Below are 18,064 nucleotides of genomic sequence, written 5' to 3'. Positions count from 1 at the left end.
TCAACCCAGCCCGGTGGTCACGGTGCAACGGGAGCATCCAGCGGCAAGGCGCGCCCCTCGACTGCGGCGGCACCCAGAGCGGGATCGCGGACGCGACGGATCCCCGCCACACCGAAAAGCATTGCGCCGAGACCCGCCCACGCGGCCAGGGCCAGCCACGGACCACGCGTACCGGCACCACCGAACCCGGAGATGCCGCGCAGCAGGTCGACAGTGGACCCGAGGGGCATCCAGTGCCCGATCGCCCCCCACGGCTGGGGCAAGAGCTCGGGAGCACTGGTCGCTGCCGAGAACGGGTTGCCGACCATGATCAGCACCAGGTCGATCCCGACCAGAGCGGCCCGGCCCCCGAGCGCATACGCCCCGATGATGACGAGCCCGATCGCGCCCACACCCGACGACGCGGCGGCCCATTCGACCCAGGGGTTGCCTACCAACGAGCCGAACACGCCGTGGAGCACCGCGACGAGAACGGCGCCCATCGTCAACGAGCTCGTCACGACGACGCCGACCCTCGCCGACGTCCTGGAGACGAGCAGGGCGGCGAGCGCCCCGGTGAGGATGCCGCCGATGGTGATCGGGAGCGCACCCCCGGCCAACCCCGCCCCGCGAGGGTCGTCCCGCGGGGCCGCGACGACGTCGCGGACGGCGACGCCCTCGAGCTGGCCGGCGAGCCCGGTCAGCACCTGCGCGACGGCCGGGGCGGCGGCCGACGCGACGAGCACCTCTGCCACGGCAGGCCCCCGCGTCACCAGCGCGCCGTAGACGGCGCGGTCGCGGATGAGAGCCTCCGCGCCGGCCGTGTCGGCCACGGCGACGACGGTGAACCCACCGGGGACCTGCGACTGCAGGCGTGCCGAGACCGCGCCCGCCGCCTGCTCTCCCCCGGTGACCGCCAGTGGGAGATCTCGTGGCGCGACCTTGGTGCCGGAGCCGGCGAAGGCGACCACGAGCAGTGCGACCAGGGCTGCGGCAGCCGCGATGGCGCCGACGACCCTGACCCGAGCAGTCCAACCAATCGAAGTGGAACGTTCGTTATCCATAGAAGGGAGTGTGGGAGCAGTCCAGCGACTTGTCAACAACGAACGTTCATTCCATGCTGGGGTCATGCCATCGTCACCCCAGGCCGCCAGTTCCCTGCCCCCTGCGCTCCGCTCGGCAGCCGCTGCCGCCCGCAGCCCGCGCGGCGGTCGACGGCAGCTCGTGCTCCGCGCCGCCCTGCGCTGCTTCGAGCGCGAGGGCTTCCACCGCACGAGCATGGCCACGGTCATCGAGGAGGCGGGCGTCTCCGCCGGCACGGTCTACCGCTACTTCCCCTCGAAGACCGACCTGATCCGGGCCTGTGCCGACGAGGTGTCGGTCAGCGTGGCCGAGGTCGTCGAGGGCTTCCGCGGTCGCGAGACACCGCCCGGCCCGCAGGAGGTGGTGGGTCGCCTCCTCGAGGCCGCCTTCGACGTGGGTAGGCGATACGACGTCGACCTCACCCGCATCGTCGTCAGCATCTGGGCCGAGGCGTTGCGCGACCCGCCGCTGCTCGAGAGCGTGCGGGAGCTCTATCTCGACCTCCGGACGGCCATGGCCGACCTCGCCCGCACCTGGATCGCGCAGGCCCCACCGGCATCGGCATCCGAGCTGCCCGTCGACCCCGATCTCGTGGCCCAGGCCCTCTTCGGCGCGGTGCCGGGCTACATCGTGCAGCACCTGCTGCTCGGTGGCATGGACGTCGCGAGCTACACCCGCGGCCTCGCCGACCTCGCGCGGTTCGCCGACCCGCGATGAGCCCGTGGGCCGGATCCGGTGGCGCGCGAGCCGTGCTCAGTGCTGCCGGTAGGCCGCGTCCGGCACGTCGCTGACGAACATGAAGCCCGGCGCGTGGGTGATGGCAAACGGTGGCCTGGACGCCATCAGGGCGGCTTGCGGGGTCACCCCACAGGCCCAGAAGACCGGCACGTCGCCGGGCTGGAGGTCGACGGCGTCACCGAAGTCGGGCGTCGCCAGGTCGGCGATGCCGAGCACCTCGGGAGCCCCGACGTGCACCGGAGCCCCGTGCACCTGCGGCATCCGACCGGTCACCTGCACGGCGGTCACGACCTGCGCCGCGGGCACCGGCCGCATCGACACCACGAGCGGTCCGGACAGGCGACCGGCGGGACGGCAGTCGACGGTGGTGCGATACATCGAGACGTTGCGTCCCTGCTCGATGTTGCGCACGGGCACGCCGGCGTCGAGCAGCGCCGTCTCGAAGCTGAAGCTGCACCCAATGAGAAAGCTGACGAGGTCGTCGCGCCACAGGTCGACCACGTCGGTCGGCTCGTCGACGAGCAGGCCATCACGCCAGACCCGGTAGCGGGGCAGGTCGGTGCGCAGGTCGGCTCCAGGCGCCAGGACGGTCTCGGTCGTGCCCGGCTCGGTGACGTCGAGCAGCGGCACCGGCCGCGGGTTGCGCTGACCGAAGAGCAGCATGTCGAAGGCCCAGTCCTTGGGCAGCACAACGAGATTGGCCTGAGTGAACCCTGGCGCCCAGCCCGAGGTCGGCACCGACAGCCCGTCACGGTAGCGGCCGCGAGCCTGCGCCGGTGACGACCCGGATGCCTCCGTCGCCTCGGTCGCCTCGGTGGTCATGCTTGCTCCGTCAGTGCGTCGAGCAGCTCGGCGAGCGAGTCACGCAGGTAGTCCTCGAGCAGGTGGGCGGCGGGCTCGTACTCCCCCGCCACCAGCAGGTCGAGCAGCTCTCGGTTGCGGTCGACGTACTTGCCGTGCAACCGCTCCGGGCTCGCGGCCGCGTGGAAGGCCAGGCGCACCTCGGCCAGCAGCCGCTGCATCGTCTGATCGGTGCGGGGGCTCTTCGCGAGCGCGACGAGGTCGTGGTGGAACGCCATGTTGGCCGTGCCGACCGCGACCCAGTCGCCACGCGACGACGCCGAGACCGCCAGCGAAAGATCGGTGTGCAGCGCGCCCAGGTCACCCGGCGCACCCTGCGCGAGCGACCGGATGACGCCGCACTCGATCATCAGCCGCAGCCGGTAGAGGTCGCGCAGGTCGGCCTCGTCGACCTCGCGGACGAACACGCCCCGGTGCAGCTCGTGCACCAGCAGCCCCTCGTGCGACAGCATCCGGAAGGCCTCGCGCAAGGTGTTGCGCGAGACCCTGAGCGCCGCGATCAGCTGCTCCTCGGGCAGGTGCGCGCGCGGCGCGAGGTCACCCTCGGTGATCCGGCGCCGCAGCACGTCGGCCACTCTCTCGGCCGTGCTGCTGCGCTCGAGGGCCCCGACGTCGCGAGCGACCCTCTGCACCCACGCGGGCGAGGGGGTCGGCTCAGCGGCATCCGGGGCGCGGTGGTGGGAGGTCGACATGCCACCCATGATCCCTCGTGCCGGCTCAGACCTCAACAGATCGTCCTACGAAACTCTTGTGGGATTGTTGAACGATCGCTACCTTGAGGTGATCCAAGGCCCCCGAGACATCGGATCATGCGGCCTCGTCGACCCCCTTTGGAGCGCACATGTCGCCCAGCTCGTCGGACCTCCCAGCAGGCGCCCCCCTCAGTGGGCGCAGCAAGTTCCTCGGAGCCATGTTCCTCATGGCCACGTCGGCGATCGGCCCGGGGTTCATCACCCAGACCGTGACGTTCACCGACTCGATGAAGGCCGCCTTCGCCTTCGCCATCGCCGTCTCGATCCTCTTCGACGTCGCCATCCAGCTCAACGTCTGGCGGGTCATCGGCGTCTCCGGCCGCCGTGCCCAGGACCTCGCCAACAGTGTGGTGCCCGGTGCCGGCTACGCCCTCTCGGCCCTCGACGTGCTCGGCGGCCTCGTCTTCAACATCGGCAACATCGCGGGGACGTCGCTCGGGCTCAACGCCATCTTCGGTCTCGACGTGCGCATCGGTGGAGGCCTGTCGGCCCTCGTCGCCATCGCCATCTTCCTGGTCCGCCGGGCCGGGGTCGCCATGGACCGCGTCGTCGTGCTGCTCGGCGCCGTCATGATCGCGCTGACGACGTTCGTCGCGATCAAGACTCAGCCCCCGCTCGGTGAGGCGCTGCGCCAGACCGTCTCCCCCGACACCGCGAGCTTCCTCGTGATCACCACCCTCATCGGCGGCACCGTCGGCGGCTACATCGTGTATGCCGGTGCGCACCGGTTGGTGGACAACGGGATCCAGGGCGAGCGCTACGTCAAGCAGATCACCAGGAGCTCGATCACCGGCGTGGCCATCACGGCGGTGATGCGGGTGCTGCTCTTCCTCGCCGTGCTCGGCGTGGTCTCCGGTGGCGCGCCGCTCGACAAGCTCAACCCGGCCGCCGACGCCTTCTCGCAGGCCCTCGGCGAGGGCGGCAAGGTCGTCTTCGGCGTCATCATGTGGTCGGCGGCCGTCACCTCGGTGGTCGGCGCTTCCTACACCTCGACGTCGTTCCTGAAGGTGATGGGGCCGTGGGTGACGCGCTACGAGCGGTGGGTGGTCTGCGGGTTCATCGTGGTCTCGACCACCGTCTTCCTGATCGCGGCCACGACCCCGGTCAAGCTGCTTGTCTTCGCCGGCGCCTTCAACGGTCTCATCCTGCCCTTCGGGCTCGGGATCCTGCTGTGGATCGCCGCCCGGCGGCGCGACCTGATGGGCGGCTACCGTTACCCCGTGTGGCTCATCGTCATCGGCGCGATCGCCTGGGTCGTGACCATCTATCTCGGGTGGAACTCGCTGACCGGCATCAAGGCGCTGTTCTGATGACCGCGACGACGACGATCGACCTCAACAGCGACCTCGGCGAGGGCTTCGGCCAGTGGCAGCTCGGCGACGACGAGGCCCTGCTCGAGGTGGTCACGAGCGCCAACGTCGCGTGCGGGTTCCACGCCGGCGACGCGTCGATCATGCGGGCCGTCTGCGACCGGGCAGCCTCGCGTGGGGTGGCGATCGGTGCGCAGGTCGGCTATCACGACCTGCTCGGCTTCGGCCGCCGCTTCATCGACATCGAGCCGGCGGCCCTGACCCAGGACGTGGTCTACCAGGTGGGCGCGCTGCAGGCGTTCGCCCGCATCGCCGGGGCGCGGGTGGCCTACGTCAAGCCGCACGGCGCGCTCTACAACGCGATCGTGCACCACGAGGAGCAGGCGGCGGCCGTCGTCGCCGCGATCGTCGACCTCGACCCGAGCCTCCCGGTCCTCGGCCTCCCGGGGTCGGTGTGGTTGGGGGCGGCGCAGGAGGCCGGGCTGACGACGGTGTGCGAGGCCTTCGCCGACCGCGCCTACACCCCCGAGGGCACCCTGGTGTCGCGGCGGCTCCCGGGGGCGGTGCTGACCGACCCCGACGAGATCGCCCGACGCTGCGTGGCCATCGCCACCGGTCAGCCGATCACCGACGTCGACGGTGGCTCGCTCCAGCTGGCCGCGGACTCGATCTGCGTGCACGGCGACACCGCCGGTGCGGTCGAGATCGCTCACCGCGTCAAGGCCGCCCTGCACGCGTCCGGTGTCACCGTCACCTCGTTCGCGCCCTGATGCGCGTCCTGCCCAGCGGCTCGACGGCCCTCCTCGTCGAGGTCGACGACCTCGACGAGGTCATGGCGCTGTATGCCGCGCTCGTCGACGACCCGCCCCCGGGTGTCGTCGAACTCGTGCCGGCCGCCCGCACCCTGCTGCTGGTCACCGACCCGGGCGCCACGTCGCTCGCCGAGGTGGAGCGGGCGGTGCGGACGGCGAGCCCGCGTGCCGACCAGCGCAACCACGGCGAGCTCGTCGAGATCCCGGTGACCTACGACGGGGAGGACCTCGCCGAGACTGCAGACCTGTTGGGCAGCAACGCTGCTGACCTCGTCCGACGCCACACGTCGGTTGAGTGGACCGTCGCCTTCTGCGGCTTCATACCGGGCTTCGGCTATCTGACGTCGTCGTCGTGGACGGTGTCGATGGCGCCGGTGCCACGCCGGGCGACCCCTCGCACCAAGGTGCCGGCCGGAGCGGTGGCGCTGGCGGGAGAGTTCAGCGGGGTCTACCCGCGCGAGTCGCCCGGCGGCTGGCAGCTGCTCGGGCGCACGTCGCTGACGATGTTCGACCCCACCCGGTCGGAGCCGGCGATCCTGCGCCCCGGGGTGCGAGTGCGCTTCGTCGACGAGCAGGCGTCGTCATGACGCCGCCTGCGACGGTGACGGTGACGGTGCTCGAGACCGGCCCGCTGACGACCGTGCAGGACGCCGGCCGGTCGGGCCGGGCCGCGCTCGGTGTCGGTCGATCGGGCGCCTGCGACAGGGCGTCATGCCGTCTGGCCAACCGGCTGGTTGGCAACGCTGCCAACGCTGCTGCGCTCGAGGTAACGTATGGGGGCCTTGCGCTGCGGGCCGACGTCGATGTCGTCGTCGTGACGACCGGTGCCCGGTGCGCGGGCGGCACGGCGCACAACGCACCCCTGCTCCTGCGGGCGGGGCAGGTGCTGAGGCTCGGGCCACCGGCCAGTGGGCTGCGCACCTACGTCGCCGTGCGGGGCGGCTTCGACGTCGAGCCGGTGCTGGGGTCGCGGGCGACCGACGTGCTCAGCGGGCTGGGGCCACCCGTGGTGACGCCGGGTCTCGTTCTGTCCGTGGGTTTCTCCGAGCTGCCGCACCCCGGCGTCGACCTGGCTCCGGCACTCGACCCGGAGTCGGGTGACCTGGCGGTGCGGGTGACCCCGGGCCCGCGGCGCGACTGGTTCTCCGACGAAGCGTGGGCCTCGCTGCTCGGGCAGCCGTGGGGCGTGACCTCCGACAGCAACCGGGTGGGGCTGCGGCTCGAGGGGCAGGCGCTCGTGCGCGGTCGTGAGGGCGAGCTGCCCAGCGAGGGGATGGTGCGCGGGGCCCTGCAGGTGCCCGCGTCCGGCCAGCCCGTGCTCTTCCTCGCCGATCACCCGGTAACGGGCGGCTACCCGGTGATCGGCTACGTCGACGACGTCGACGTCGACCGGTGCGGGCAGCTGCGGCCGGGGCAGCGGCTGCTGCTGCGGGACGGCCGGGCGAGCGGTCGCTGAGGCGCCGCCTTCCCCGCTGACACCGCCGGGGCAGACCCGTCCTGACGACCTGAGAGGGTTCCCGCCCGCAGCGGTCGCAAGACGGACGCTACTCGACCGCCATCTCCCCCAGCGCCGACCACCCGTCGACCGTCGTGTTGATGATGTCCGGGGTCCGCGACAGGTACTGCGGCAGCTGCTGCGTCGCCTTGATGAAGTGTGCCGACTGCACGTGCGCCCCGCCGGCCGCGTCGTCAGCGAACGCCTCGATGAGCACGTACTCGTTCGGGTCAGCCAACGAACGGGCCCACTGGAAGAACAGGCACCCCTGCTCTGCGTTGCAGGCGTCGGTGAACTCGCGTGACAGCTCCGGCCACGCATCGGCGTGCTCGGGCTTCACGGGGAACTTCGCGGTGATGAAGATCAACGTCTCTCTCCTTGTGTGGTGGTTGGTCGCGGTGACGTCACTCTGCCGACGCGTCACCCTCGGGCATCTCGTCGTAGTCCGATGGCACGTCGACAACCTCGGTGGCCGGCACGAAGGACGGATCCATCCGCACAAGGTCCCACTCGTTGATCCACGCCCGCACGTACTGCCGCATCCGCGTGGCGCCGAGCCGCTCGAGACCGGCGACCTCGGTCGGCTTCCACCCGTAGGCCGCGCCGTGCAGCCTCTTGAGGGTGGAGTAGGCCCGGTCGAGCTCCGCCGTGTCTGGCGGCACCAGCCGCACGAGGTCACGCTCGATGTGCCGCATGCCGGCCTCGGCGAGCGAGGCCATCTCGGCGTACTCGTCGGTCTGCTTGCCGCGCAGTCGAGTCGGGAGCACCTCACGGTCGTTCTTGCCGATCAGCACCGCGGCCTCGAAGTCGTCGGTCATCGCCCCGACCACGACGACCGGCTCGCCGGTGTCGTCGCGCTCGCCGTCGAGCCACCGGGCCAGCTCGGCATAGGCCCGGCCGCGTTGCAGCAGGGAGTATCGACCCATGAGCTCGACCTCGTCGAGCAGGATGACCCACCCTGGCCGACCGGCAGCACGCAGCAGCCGCGGCAGGAAGCGCAGCCGCTGCCGGGCGAGCTCGCGCGCTCGCACGGGCGAGAAGGTGAAGGTGTTGCCCTCGCCGATGGCCTTGAGCTGGCGCCGGACGTCGGGCACCGGCAGCGGGTCGCCTGACCAGAACCGCACGATGGAGTCGACGAACTCCTCGTCGCCGCCGGCCGCGTCGGTACCGAGCCTCTGGTGCAGCAGGAGCGTGGCCTCGAAGCGCTCGTTGAGGTCGCGACCGGGGCCGCGCAGCCAGCGCAGCAGGTCGGCGTAGGCGAGGCTGTCGGGGTCGAGCGCGGCCGCGGCCTCCGCGACGACGTCTCGGCCACCATCAGGGGCAGTGGCCGAGGCGACCGCGGCCTGCAGGATCTTGGCCGGGTCGTAGAGCGGGGTCTCCTTGCTGATGACCACCGGTGAGACGACGTAGCCGGCCGACCTGGCCAGGTGGCCGAGGTGGGTCAGCAGGTGGCTCTTGCCCTCACCGAAGCCCCCGCCCAGCAGCAGCGACGCCCGGGGACGCGAGCCGTCCCTCCCGGCCGCGACCTGCTCGAGCAGGGCGCTGAAGCGGTCCTCGATGGCGCTCTGACCGGAGCCCAGGGCGGTGACCGCGTCCGCGTTCGGCACGCCGCTGCGCAGGGCCTCGACCGCTCGGCGGCGGCTGAGCCGCTCGGCGTCCCAGACGTCCACCGGATTCTGCTTCGGCTTGGGCTTCTTGGCTGCAGGGCTCATCGCACGGCCTCCAGCCGGACCTCGAGGCGGACCAGGGACGCAAAGGGGTTGGCCCGGCGGGCGTCGCGCACCTCGTCGGCGACGCGCAGCTGCAGCGCGGCATACGAGGGGAGGCCGCGGGCCTCGTCGGTCACGAGCTGCGGGGGGACGACGGCGACCACGAGGATGCCCTCGAGGTCGTCGGTGGCGTCGATGAGCTGCCGGAGCAGCTCGTAGGCGTCGAGCACCGCCGCCTTGCTGTAGTAGATGCCGGTGCGGTCGTCCAGCGGGGGGCGACGCGCCTCGGCGAGGCGGCTGAGGTCGAGGTGGAGCACCAGACCGCCGTGGCCCGCCTGCAGGAGCAGCCGCCCGACGCAGGTGAGCAGGTCGCGGGCGTTGTGCCGACCGACCCGGCTGTAGATGAGTGCCTCCTTGAGGTCACGCAGCGCAGCGGGCTCTCCGACCAGCCAGTCGCGCACGACCTGCGCCTCGTGGGGGGTGACGTCACCGTGACCGAGGGCGGCCTGCGCGAGGCGCAGCAGTGCGCGCCGCAGCTCGCGCGGCAGGCTGGTGTCGTGCAGCAGCGTGCGCTCGAGCTGGCGCCGCACGCTGCGGTAGAGCTCGCGCGGGTCGATGTCGTGGTCCTGCGCGACCTCGGCGACCGACAGCCGACCGTCGCTGGCCGGGAAGGCGATCGCGTCGTAGGCGGCGACGACGATGGCGGCCGCCACCTGGTCCCAGTCGACCTGGCGCGCGACGGCGAAGAACACCTGGTCGACGAGGTGCGCCTTGGTCGACTCGGCCGAGACGAGCACGGGCAGGCACGAGGCCGAGAGCGCCGCAGCGTGCAGCGCCTGCGCGAAGCGGTCGGCGACGTCGGGGTCACCGGCGACCACGAGCTTCACCGAGCCGCCGCCGGCGGGCAGGTAGCCCGCGAGGTACTCGTCGGCAAGGAACTGTGCGTAGTCGTCGGAGGCCATCACTCCCCCACCAAGCACCGCGAGACCGTCGCGTGAGTCGCTCACGACGCCTCCGCGAAGGACAGGCCCCAGTAGAGCTGCTGCTGACCGCTCTGGGCGACGGTGACCAGCGTGCCGCTGCCCTTGGTGCCGGTGCTGGCGTGCCATCGCATGACGCGGCCCGCCCTGGTCGTCGCGACGCCGCTGGCGTCGAGCAGGTAGAGGTCGCGGGCGAACTCGGGCCTGGTGTACTCGCTGCGCTGGCTGGGCAGCAGGGTGAGCACCGACCACAGGTCGACCAGCGGCAGCACCACGCCGTCGCGGTGGCCCTGCTTGCTGCGCACCAGCTCGTAGGCGGTCTCGAGACTCTCGAGGAAGGGCTCGGCGCGGAAGCGCGGCGGCTTCTTCTGAGCCGTCGCCAGCAGGTCGACGAGCACGGAGGGCCGCAGGCGCTTCTCGCGGCGGCGGTCGATCTCGACCGCGGCGTCACCCGCCAGGACCTTGATCAGGGAGGGGTAGCACAGCAGGCGCTGGTCTCGCTCGACCATCGTCACGTCGCTGGCCGCGGCCGCCGCGACGAGCTCCTGCGCGAAGGCGCCCGACTCGAGGTGGCCCTTCTCGTCGAAGTCGAACGACGCCTGCGCGGTGGTGGCGGCCGCTGAGGCCTGCTCGGCGGCGTCGACCGCCGCCGACAGGGCCTTCCGCAGGTCGCGCACCTGCCCCCTGGCCGCCCCGGCCTTGGCCTTGCGCAGCTCACGGGTGACCGCTGCGGCCGCCTTCAGGGCGGCATCCACCTCGTCCTCGGTCGCCGACAGGGCGCCCTCGAGTCCTCCACCAATACTCACTGCGGCTGCTCCTTCGTGGTCGTCGTCCCGGCCTACGCGCTGGACCCGGGGATCGTGGGCACGAGGCTATCCGGTGGGGGTGACACCGAGATCCGTCGAAGAACTGTGGATAACTTCGCGGGCCTGATCCGCGGATTCGGTTGACTTGCCCACATGGCACCAGGGGTGATCGACGGCACCGAAGAGCGGGCCCTTGCCCTGGGCGGCGGCCCCGACACGCTCGTCCCCGGTTACCCCTGGCAGGTCCAGTCCGTCGCCGACACCCTCACCGCGTATGCCGCCGCCCTCGACGACACCGCCAGCTGCCTGGCCCGCATCGAGGTCACCGACTGGATCGGCCCGACCGCGACCGTCGCCCACACCCGCCTCGGGCAAGAACCCACCCGGTGGGCCCGCGCCGCCACCAGCCTCGCCACCGCAGCCAACGCGCTGAGCCGGTATGCCGCCGCCTTCCCACCGGCCCGCGACCTCGCCACACGGGCCCAACAGCTCTACGACGACTACGTCGCCGCCTGCCTGGGCATCGCCCAGACCTTCGCGGTCGCCTCCCCCACCAGCATCGGCGAGCGCATCAGCCTGCTCCTCGCCGCCGATGCGCACCCCACGACGCACGAGGCCGTGTGGGCCGCAGAAGCCCTGCGCCACAGCGCCGTCGACGACCTCGCCCGCGCCCGCGACCTCCTGCGCACCGCTGGAGACGACACCGCCGCCGTGCTCGCCGGCGCCATGACCGACGCACCCGAGGCCCGCACGTTCTGGCAAGGCACCATCCGACCACCCGGCGCCGAGGGCGCTGCTCACGCAGCCCTCGACGCGCTGTCGACGGTCCCCGGCTACGTCGGCCCGCTCGCTGCCAGTGTCAACACCCTGTGGTTCCTGTCCGAAGGACGCCGCACCGAGGCCGGCTGGGCTGCTGCCGGCGCAGTGCCGTTCGGCAGGGTGGCTCACGGCGTGCAGGACGGGGCCGAGGCCCTGCAGCGGGCGCGGACCTTCGCCACCAAGCCCGACCTGCTCGCCCGGGAACGCACCGACCTCGACCGCCTGGCCACCGACTTCGGCCTTACGAAGATCGGCGACCAGACCTATCGAAGTGACTCCGGGCTGGTGCTCCGGCCCATCCCGGGATCGGCCTACGACGAGGGTCACCGGCTCACCCACCTCCTGGCGCACGGTCTAGCGAACGAGGCCAAACCGAGTCACAGTGTCTTCCTCATGGGCACCACCGACATCATGGAGCTGATCGACCGAGCGTGGGCGCGCCATCCCCCGCCCACGCCGGGTGACCCGCTCCGTTTTGAGGTTGACATGGGTGCCCAGATCGGCACTCTGGGCGAACGGCGCGTCGCACTCATCGTCAAGCCCGGGCCTCCGGCCTACCTGATCAGCGCATATCCCATCCCCTGAGAGGATTCAGCCATGACGACGGCCGCCCTGTGTCCGCGCTGTCAGCAGGACGACCTGCGTTTCTGGACTCTGGTGTCGACGAACGAACAGATCGCGCTGTGCCCGGAGTGCGACGCGACCTGGCTGGCCGAGCAGACGCCCACACTGTCGACCTATACCGACTTCGAGGACTTCCTCGCGACTCGAGGGCTTCCCTACAGCTTTGACACCCTGCGGGCCGACACGTGAGCGACTGAGGTCTCCCTGACACCCACCTGTCCGCTTCGCCCCACCTTTCGTATGCGCATACCGGACAGCTGGGTGTCGCGGAGACCATCGGTGCACCGACGGACCGGCGCCACTCCGACTCCTACCGCCCAGCACCCGTCAAACCGGACTCCTGCCGCTCTGTCGGTGCACCACCGAACCACCGAACCACCGGACCTACGAGTCAGCGCCGCGACAGCTCGACCACCGGGATGACGCGCGTCGTCTTCTCCTGATAGGACCGGAACCCCTCCGACGCGGCCTCGAACCGCGCCCACGCAGCGTCGCGCTCGTCGCCCGCGAGGACCCGGGCCCGCACCTCGACGGACCCCTGTCCCGGCGCCTCGAGGCTGACCTCGGGGTGGGCGAGCAGGTTGTGGTACCAGTCAGGGTTGTCGGGTGCGCCGGCCTTCGAGGCCGCGATGAGCCAGACCCCCTCATCGGTCGCGATGGCGGCGAGCGGGGCGATCCGCTCGGTCCCGCTCTTGGCCCCGATGTGGTGGAGCAGCACGAGCCCGCGGCCGAAGCCCATCGTGGCGACCGTCCCGTCGTTCGCCCGGAACTCCTCGATGATCTGCTGGTTCCAGTCGGACATCAGCTGTTCTCCACTTCGGTGTGGTGGCGACGGAAAATCGTCGCGCCAACTCTAGTGTCGCGTGTCGTTGAAGACTTTCTGGTCGTGGGTTGAGACAATGGCTCATGTCACGTGTGGAGCCGTTGGTGTTACGGGTCGGGGACGAGAAGGTCCTGCGGGGGTGGCTGCGGTCCTCGACGGTGTCGGCGGGGTTGGCGCAGCGGGCACGGATCCTCGTTTTGGCGGCCGAGGGTCACAGCAACGCCGAGATCAGTCGGCGGGTCGGAGTGAGCCTGCCGACCGTGCGGCTGTGGCGGAACCGTTACACCGCAGGCGGGTTGGAGCAGCTGGACGACCTGCCCCGGCCGGGACGCCAGCCGGTGCACGACGAGCAGACGATCATCGCGGCCACGTTGGAGCCGCCGCCGGACCGTCTCGGGGTGACGCACTGGTCGGCCCGGCTGCTGGGCGACCACCTGGGGGTCAGCTTCGCGACGATCGCGCGCATCTGGCGCCGGTGGGGCCTCAAGCCGTGGAAGGCCGAGACGTTCAAGTTCTCCACCGACCCCGAGCTCGAGGCGAAGATCCGCGACGTCGTCGGCCTCTACCTCGACCCGCCCGCCAAGGCCGTCGTGGTCTGCATCGACGAGAAGACCCAGATCCAGGCATTGGACCGGACCGCGCCAATCCTGCCCCTGCGGCCGGGCATCCCGGAGAAGCAGACGCACGACTACAAGCGGAACGGGACGACCACGCTCTTCGCGGCGCTCGAGGTCGCGACCGGGCTGGTGACCGACCGGTGCTTCCAGCAGCACACCAACGTCGAGTTCCTGACCTTCCTGAAGCAGGTCGCGAAGGCCTACCCCCGAGTCCCGCTGCACGTGGTGTGCGACAACTACGCCACCCACAAGCACCCCAACGTGCGTGCCTGGCTGGCGAAGAACCCCCGCGTCCACCTGCACTTCACCCCCACGTCCGGGTCGTGGCTGAACATGGTCGAGATCTTCTTCGGGATCATCACCCGACAGGCGATCCGCCGCGGCACGTACCACTCCGTCGCCGACCTCGAGGCCGCGATCGGCACGTACATCGACGGCTGGAACGAGCGAGCCCACCCGTTCACGTGGACCAAGAACGCCGACGAGATCATCGCCCACGCCAAGCCCTCACCCCACCGGAAGAAGTCCTACGACACGCGACACTAGTAGCGGAACGTGCCGACGAGCTGGGTGAGATCCGCGGCAAGTCCGGAGAGGTTGGCCGCCGCGTGCTGGGTGGTCGTGGCACTGCCGGCGGTGGAGGCCGCGACGTCGGCCACGCCGTTGATGGTGTCGGCGACCCCCGCGCTGCTGGCGGCGACCTCCGCCACGGTGCGGCTCATCTCGCTGGTCGTGGCGGTCTGCTCCTCCACGGCCGACGCGATGGTCATGGTGAAGTCGCTGATCCTGGTGATGACCTCGGCGATCTCGGTGATGGCGGTCGCTGCCGAGACGCTGGAGAGCTGGATGGCCCCGATCCGGTCGCTGATCATCTGGGTCGCCTGCGCGGTCTGGTGCGCGAGCTCCTTGACCTCGGAGGCGACCACGGCGAAGCCCTTGCCGAACTCGCCCGCACGGGCCGCCTCGATCGTCGCGTTGAGGGCGAGCAGGTTGGTCTGCTCGGCGATGGTGCTGATGAGCTTGACGACGTCGCCGATCTCGGCGCTGGCCACGCCGAGAGCGCCGACCTGCTCGTTGGTGCGCTGAGCCACGGCCATGGCCTCGGAGGCGACCTGGGCGGCCTGGGTGGCGTTGGAGGCGATCTCGGTGATCGAGGCCCCCATCTGGTCGGCGCCGGCGGCGATCGACTGCACCCCGGCACTGACCTGCTCACTCGCCGAGCTGGCCGTCCCCACCTGGTGGGAGGCGTCGGCGGCCCCGGACTGCAGCTGAGCACTCACGGTGTCGAGCTGCTGCGCCGCGCTGGTCAGCTGCGCCGTCGACTCGGCGATGCCCCGGATGGTGGTGGCGACCTTCTCGATGAAGCGGTTGAACGCGTCGGCCAGGTCGCCCGCCTCGTCGTCGCTGACCACGGCGCGCTGGGTCAGGTCTCCCTCGCCGTCGGCGATCTCAGCCATGCGGTCGCGCAGCCGCACGATCGGCCGCACGATCGTGCGGGCCAGGAAGTAGGCCACCAGGGCGGCGATCAGCACCGCGGCCAGCGCGATGAGGATGCCGGTGGTGCGGGTGCTGTTCGCCGCGGCGACGATGGTGGCTGTCGGCACGGAGATGACGAGCGACCAGGTGTCACCCGCCCCCAACCGCACGGGGACGGCGACCTGCAGCGTCTCGGCGCCGCTGACGTCGAGGGTGCGTTCGGCGCTCTTCCCGGTCTTGACCGAGCTGGCCGCGAGGGCCCGCAGACCCTCGTCAGCCGGCTTGCCGACATCCTGGCTGCTCCCGCCACCGACCACGTTGCCGGACGTGCTGAGCAGCGTCGCACTGCCGGTGCCCAGGGGGCGGATGCCACTGATCACCGCTTGCAGGCTGGCCAGCGTCAGGTCGACCCCCGACACCCCGACGACCTTCCCGCCCCGGATCATGGGCACCGCCACCGACGTCATGAGCACGTCCTTGCCGCCGATCTGGTAGACGTACGGCTCGAGGACCTTCTCCCTGCGGCTGGTCGCGGCGATGGCATACCAGTCGTTGGCACCGGCCTTGGTGTAGTCGACGAGCGGGGTCTGGCTGATGGCGCCGGCGTCGCGCACCCAGTAGGGGATCAGCCGACCCGTCGCGTCGTCGCCGGCGCCGGCGTTGCGGAAGCTCGCGTCGCGTCCGTCGAACGCGTTGGGCTCCCAGCAGGTCCACGTGCCGAGGTATTCGGGGTGGGTCGAAAGCACCGACCGCAGCTCGGCGTTGACCACCCGCCGGTCCCGACCCGTGGCTGAGTTCGCCAGCAGCATCGGCGCGAGGTTCTCCGCGGTGTCGAGGGCGCCCTGCATCACTCGCTGCGCCGCCGCCGCGTTGCGCTGGGCGACCTCGTCGGCATACGCGAAGCCGGCCCGTCGGGCCTCGTCGGCACTGCGACCGGTGATGTAGGAGACCACTCCCACCATCGAGACCACCAGCATGAGCACCATGGCCGCGACGATGCGCGCCTTGATCGTGAACCGGAACCTGCGCACCACACACCCCACGAGGACGACTGACTGACGGCGGAAGATGCCTCCCACTCCCCGATCGGCAGGGCCGACCCGATCCATGAGCCGTTCGGCCGCCGAGCTTCCCGCGCCGATCCCGACGGGGTTGGCTAGGGTCACTGCTGTACACGCGGCCCGACGGGCTTCCTCCGGGACACGCCCCCACCCGCACGATGACATCGTGCTGTCTGGGGACCCGACCTGTGACACTCTTCCGCACCACCGCCGGTGCCTTCTCACCCGTCGAGCAAGGCCTCGTCGCACGACTGGTGACCGAGATGCGAGTCAAGGCAGGACGCACCCCCAGCCCCGGTGAGCGGTTGTCGTGGGAGCGAAGCCTGCCCGCCCTCGCGGCCGACCTGCTGACCGCGGGCCTGGGTGACGTCGAGATGCTCATCGAGTACCAGCTGCCACTCACCAGCAAGCGCGCCGATGTCGTGCTCTCCGGGCAGCACCCGACGACGGGCGGCGCGTCATACCTCGTCGTCGAGCTCAAGCAGTGGAGCGACGCCGAGCTCTTCGAGGGCGACGACTCCCTCGTCACCATCAAGGCGTATGGAGCCCGCCCGGTCACCCACCCCGTGCTGCAGGTCCGGGGCTACTGCGACTACCTGCGTGACTTCACCGCCGCTCTCGCCGAGGAGCCCGCGGCCCTCGCCGGAGTCGCCTACCTGCACAACGCCACCGACTCCGGGGTCTCCGAGCTGCTGCGGATGGCACCGGACCAGCACGGGCGCCTCTTCACCGGGCAGCGCCGCGGAGACTTCGTCGAGTTCCTCCGCTCGCGCTTCGCGAGCGGGGTCGACGGCACGCCGTACGGCGACGCGTTGCTCGGCAGTCGCATCACCCCGTCCCGGCAGCTGCTGCAGGTCGCGGCCGAGGAGGTGCAGCGGCGGGAGGTGTTCGTGTTGCTGGGGGAGCAGATGGACGCCTTCCACCACGTGCTGCACGCGGTCGACCGGGCACGACGCGAGGACTCGAAGTCGGCCGTCGTCATCACCGGTGGGCCGGGCAGCGGCAAGAGCGTCATCGCGCTGTCGCTGCTCGGTGAGCTGTCACGCGAGGGGCGGTCGGTGCTGCACGCCACGGGCTCGCGCTCCTTCACCCAGACCCTGCGCAAGGTGGCCGGCGCGCGGGCGCCGAGGGTGCAGAGGATGTTTCAGTACTTCAACTCGTTCATCACCGCTGAGCCCAACGACCTCGACGTGCTCATCCTCGACGAGGCCCACCGCATCCGCGAGACCTCCGTCAACCGGTGGACCAAAGCCGAGCAGCGCACGGGACGCCCGCAGATCGACGAGCTCTTCGCGGCCGCACGGGTGCCCGTCTTCCTGCTCGACGAGCACCAGGTCGTGCGCCCGGGCGAGCTCGGCACGGTGGACGACATCGAGAAGCACGCAGCGCAGCTCGGGATCATGGTGGAGCGGATCAGCCTCGACGAGCAGTTCCGCTGTGGCGGGTCGCAGGCCTACGTCGCGTGGGTGCAGCGGCTGCTCGGGCTCGAGCCCGGCGGCCCCATCCCCTGGTCGGGCGACGACCACTTCGCCGTCGAGGTCGTCGACTCCCCCGCCGAGCTGGAGCACGGGCTGGCCACCACGCACCAGCAGGGGTATGGCGCCCGGATGGCCGCCGGATACTGCTGGCCCTGGAGCGATCCGGGCCGCGACGGCACGCTCGTGCCCGACGTGTCGATCGGCGGGTGGTCGCGGCCGTGGAACCTCAAGGGCGACCGGTCGGTCGGCGGCGCTCCCGCCGCCGCGCTGTGGGCGACGGACCCGGCCGGGTTCGGGCAGGTCGGGTGCGTCTACACCGCGCAGGGGTTCGAGTACGACTACGCCGGCGTCATCATCGGGCCCGATCTCGTGTGGCGAGAGGGGCGCTGGGTGTCGGTGCGGAGCGCCAACCGCGACCCTGACTTCAGGAACCGCAGCACGGTCTCGGACGCCGACTTCGACCGGCTGGTGCGCAACGTCTACAAGGTGCTGCTCACGCGCGGGATGCAGGGGGTGAGCATCCACTCGACCGACGGGCCGACCAACGACTTCCTGCGCCACCTCACGGCGTAGTCACCACGCGACACCGACTGGCTTCCTCGGGAAACGCTACCGTCGCGCCTCTGAGAATGGGGGCACTG

General features: G+C 71.0%; 18 protein-coding genes. 9 read left to right on the top strand and 9 right to left on the bottom strand.

The window, feature by feature from the left end:
• Nucleotides 1-17: 17 nt before the first annotated feature.
• Entirely contained in the window at nt 18-1,043 is a 1,026-nt protein-coding gene (locus V3N99_17675; GenBank protein ID MEO3938564.1) for a hypothetical protein, read from the bottom strand.
• A 64-nt stretch (nt 1,044-1,107) separates the two neighbouring features.
• On the opposite strand from V3N99_17675, the gene V3N99_17670 reads away from it, so the two are divergent.
• Entirely contained in the window at nt 1,108-1,779 is a 672-nt protein-coding gene (locus V3N99_17670; protein MEO3938563.1) for a TetR/AcrR family transcriptional regulator, read from the top strand.
• 36 nt (nt 1,780-1,815) lie between these two features.
• On the opposite strand, the gene V3N99_17665 is transcribed toward V3N99_17670, so the two are convergent.
• Together V3N99_17665 and V3N99_17660 are read right to left on the bottom strand one after the other, a co-directional pair.
• Nucleotides 1,816-2,622, bottom strand: coding sequence for a putative hydro-lyase (locus V3N99_17665; protein ID MEO3938562.1), 807 nt, complete (start codon nt 2,620-2,622; stop codon nt 1,816-1,818).
• Nucleotides 2,619-3,353, bottom strand: a complete 735-nt coding sequence (locus V3N99_17660; protein ID MEO3938561.1) for a GntR family transcriptional regulator — start codon at nt 3,351-3,353, stop codon at nt 2,619-2,621. Before V3N99_17660 ends, V3N99_17665 begins: the two co-directional genes overlap by 4 nt.
• 149 nt (nt 3,354-3,502) lie before the next feature.
• On the opposite strand from V3N99_17660, the gene V3N99_17655 reads away from it, so the two are divergent.
• The 4 genes from V3N99_17655 to V3N99_17640 are packed head-to-tail and all read left to right on the top strand — an operon-like array spanning nt 3,503 to nt 6,991.
• Nucleotides 3,503-4,723: an NRAMP family divalent metal transporter gene (locus V3N99_17655; GenBank protein MEO3938560.1), complete on the top strand. Its 1,221-nt coding sequence runs from the start codon at nt 3,503-3,505 to the stop codon at nt 4,721-4,723.
• Nucleotides 4,723-5,493 carry a 5-oxoprolinase subunit PxpA gene (locus V3N99_17650; protein ID MEO3938559.1) on the top strand — a complete coding sequence of 257 codons (771 nt, stop codon included), beginning with the start codon at nt 4,723-4,725 and terminating at the stop codon, nt 5,491-5,493. The genes V3N99_17655 and V3N99_17650 overlap by 1 nt, the downstream gene beginning before the upstream one ends.
• Nucleotides 5,493-6,122 (top strand): allophanate hydrolase subunit 1, encoded by a 630-nt coding sequence (locus V3N99_17645; protein ID MEO3938558.1) that lies wholly within the window; start codon nt 5,493-5,495, stop codon nt 6,120-6,122. Before V3N99_17650 ends, V3N99_17645 begins: the two co-directional genes overlap by 1 nt.
• Nucleotides 6,119-6,991, top strand: coding sequence for a biotin-dependent carboxyltransferase family protein (locus tag V3N99_17640; protein ID MEO3938557.1), 873 nt, complete (start codon nt 6,119-6,121; stop codon nt 6,989-6,991). Before V3N99_17645 ends, V3N99_17640 begins: the two co-directional genes overlap by 4 nt.
• A gap of 88 nt (nt 6,992-7,079) precedes the next feature.
• Here V3N99_17640 and V3N99_17635 read toward each other — a convergent pair whose 3' ends face one another.
• From V3N99_17635 to V3N99_17620, 4 genes are read right to left on the bottom strand one after another with little or no spacing between them, the layout of a single operon-like run.
• Nucleotides 7,080-7,397 (bottom strand): putative quinol monooxygenase, encoded by a 318-nt coding sequence (locus tag V3N99_17635; protein ID MEO3938556.1) that lies wholly within the window; start codon nt 7,395-7,397, stop codon nt 7,080-7,082.
• Nucleotides 7,398-7,434: 37 nt separating this feature from the next.
• The gene (locus V3N99_17630; protein MEO3938555.1) at nt 7,435-8,742 is read right to left on the bottom strand and encodes a BREX system ATP-binding domain-containing protein; all 1,308 of its coding nucleotides are present in this window, start codon (nt 8,740-8,742) and stop codon (nt 7,435-7,437) included.
• Nucleotides 8,739-9,746 (bottom strand): BREX system ATP-binding domain-containing protein, encoded by a 1,008-nt coding sequence (locus V3N99_17625; GenBank protein ID MEO3938554.1) that lies wholly within the window; start codon nt 9,744-9,746, stop codon nt 8,739-8,741. Before V3N99_17625 ends, V3N99_17630 begins: the two co-directional genes overlap by 4 nt.
• Nucleotides 9,743-10,525: a hypothetical protein gene (locus tag V3N99_17620; protein ID MEO3938553.1), complete on the bottom strand. Its 783-nt coding sequence runs from the start codon at nt 10,523-10,525 to the stop codon at nt 9,743-9,745. Before V3N99_17620 ends, V3N99_17625 begins: the two co-directional genes overlap by 4 nt.
• 153 nt (nt 10,526-10,678) lie before the next feature.
• Between V3N99_17620 and V3N99_17615 the strand changes: the two genes are divergently transcribed.
• Together V3N99_17615 and V3N99_17610 are read left to right on the top strand one after the other, a co-directional pair.
• On the top strand, nt 10,679-11,929 hold the full coding sequence (locus V3N99_17615) for a hypothetical protein (GenBank protein ID MEO3938552.1): 1,251 nt from the start codon (nt 10,679-10,681) through the stop codon (nt 11,927-11,929).
• 12 nt (nt 11,930-11,941) lie between these two features.
• Entirely contained in the window at nt 11,942-12,157 is a 216-nt protein-coding gene (locus V3N99_17610; GenBank protein ID MEO3938551.1) for a hypothetical protein, read from the top strand.
• A gap of 202 nt (nt 12,158-12,359) precedes the next feature.
• On the opposite strand, the gene V3N99_17605 is transcribed toward V3N99_17610, so the two are convergent.
• Entirely contained in the window at nt 12,360-12,770 is a 411-nt protein-coding gene (locus V3N99_17605) for a nitroreductase family deazaflavin-dependent oxidoreductase (protein ID MEO3938550.1), read from the bottom strand.
• A gap of 104 nt (nt 12,771-12,874) precedes the next feature.
• Here V3N99_17605 and V3N99_17600 point away from each other — a divergent pair, with 104 nt between their 5' ends.
• On the top strand, nt 12,875-13,954 hold the full coding sequence (locus V3N99_17600) for an IS630 family transposase (GenBank protein MEO3938549.1): 1,080 nt from the start codon (nt 12,875-12,877) through the stop codon (nt 13,952-13,954).
• Here the strand turns inward: V3N99_17600 and V3N99_17595 are convergent.
• On the bottom strand, nt 13,951-15,915 hold the full coding sequence (locus V3N99_17595; GenBank protein MEO3938548.1) for a methyl-accepting chemotaxis protein: 1,965 nt from the start codon (nt 15,913-15,915) through the stop codon (nt 13,951-13,953). The two genes, V3N99_17600 and V3N99_17595, sit on opposite strands and share 4 nt — an antisense overlap.
• Nucleotides 15,916-16,133: 218 nt before the next feature.
• On the opposite strand from V3N99_17595, the gene V3N99_17590 reads away from it, so the two are divergent.
• Entirely contained in the window at nt 16,134-17,996 is a 1,863-nt protein-coding gene (locus V3N99_17590; GenBank protein ID MEO3938547.1) for a DUF2075 domain-containing protein, read from the top strand.
• Nucleotides 17,997-18,064: the final 68 nt, after the last annotated feature.

The organism is Dermatophilaceae bacterium Soc4.6 (genome assembly GCA_039889245.1).
GTDB lineage: Bacteria > Actinomycetota > Actinomycetes > Actinomycetales > Dermatophilaceae > Lapillicoccus.
This window is presented reverse-complemented; position numbering and strand designations above follow the sequence as displayed.

Excerpts from the sequence above, each read along its gene's own strand:
- V3N99_17630 (MEO3938555.1), bottom strand. The coding sequence starts at position 8,742 with ATGAGCCCTGCAGCCAAGAAGCCCAAGCCGAAGCAGAATCCGGTGGAC.
- V3N99_17655 (MEO3938560.1), top strand. The coding sequence starts at position 3,503 with ATGTCGCCCAGCTCGTCGGACCTCCCAGCAGGCGCCCCCCTCAGTGGG.
- V3N99_17600 (MEO3938549.1), top strand. The coding sequence starts at position 12,875 with ATGTCACGTGTGGAGCCGTTGGTGTTACGGGTCGGGGACGAGAAGGTC.
- V3N99_17610 (MEO3938551.1), top strand. The coding sequence starts at position 11,942 with ATGACGACGGCCGCCCTGTGTCCGCGCTGTCAGCAGGACGACCTGCGT.
- V3N99_17645 (MEO3938558.1), top strand. The coding sequence starts at position 5,493 with ATGCGCGTCCTGCCCAGCGGCTCGACGGCCCTCCTCGTCGAGGTCGAC.
- V3N99_17640 (MEO3938557.1), top strand. The coding sequence starts at position 6,119 with ATGACGCCGCCTGCGACGGTGACGGTGACGGTGCTCGAGACCGGCCCG.
- V3N99_17670 (MEO3938563.1), top strand. The coding sequence starts at position 1,108 with ATGCCATCGTCACCCCAGGCCGCCAGTTCCCTGCCCCCTGCGCTCCGC.
- V3N99_17675 (MEO3938564.1), bottom strand. The coding sequence starts at position 1,043 with ATGGATAACGAACGTTCCACTTCGATTGGTTGGACTGCTCGGGTCAGG.
- V3N99_17660 (MEO3938561.1), bottom strand. The coding sequence starts at position 3,353 with ATGTCGACCTCCCACCACCGCGCCCCGGATGCCGCTGAGCCGACCCCC.
- V3N99_17665 (MEO3938562.1), bottom strand. The coding sequence starts at position 2,622 with ATGACCACCGAGGCGACCGAGGCGACGGAGGCATCCGGGTCGTCACCG.
- V3N99_17650 (MEO3938559.1), top strand. The coding sequence starts at position 4,723 with ATGACCGCGACGACGACGATCGACCTCAACAGCGACCTCGGCGAGGGC.
- V3N99_17605 (MEO3938550.1), bottom strand. The coding sequence starts at position 12,770 with ATGTCCGACTGGAACCAGCAGATCATCGAGGAGTTCCGGGCGAACGAC.
- V3N99_17615 (MEO3938552.1), top strand. The coding sequence starts at position 10,679 with ATGGCACCAGGGGTGATCGACGGCACCGAAGAGCGGGCCCTTGCCCTG.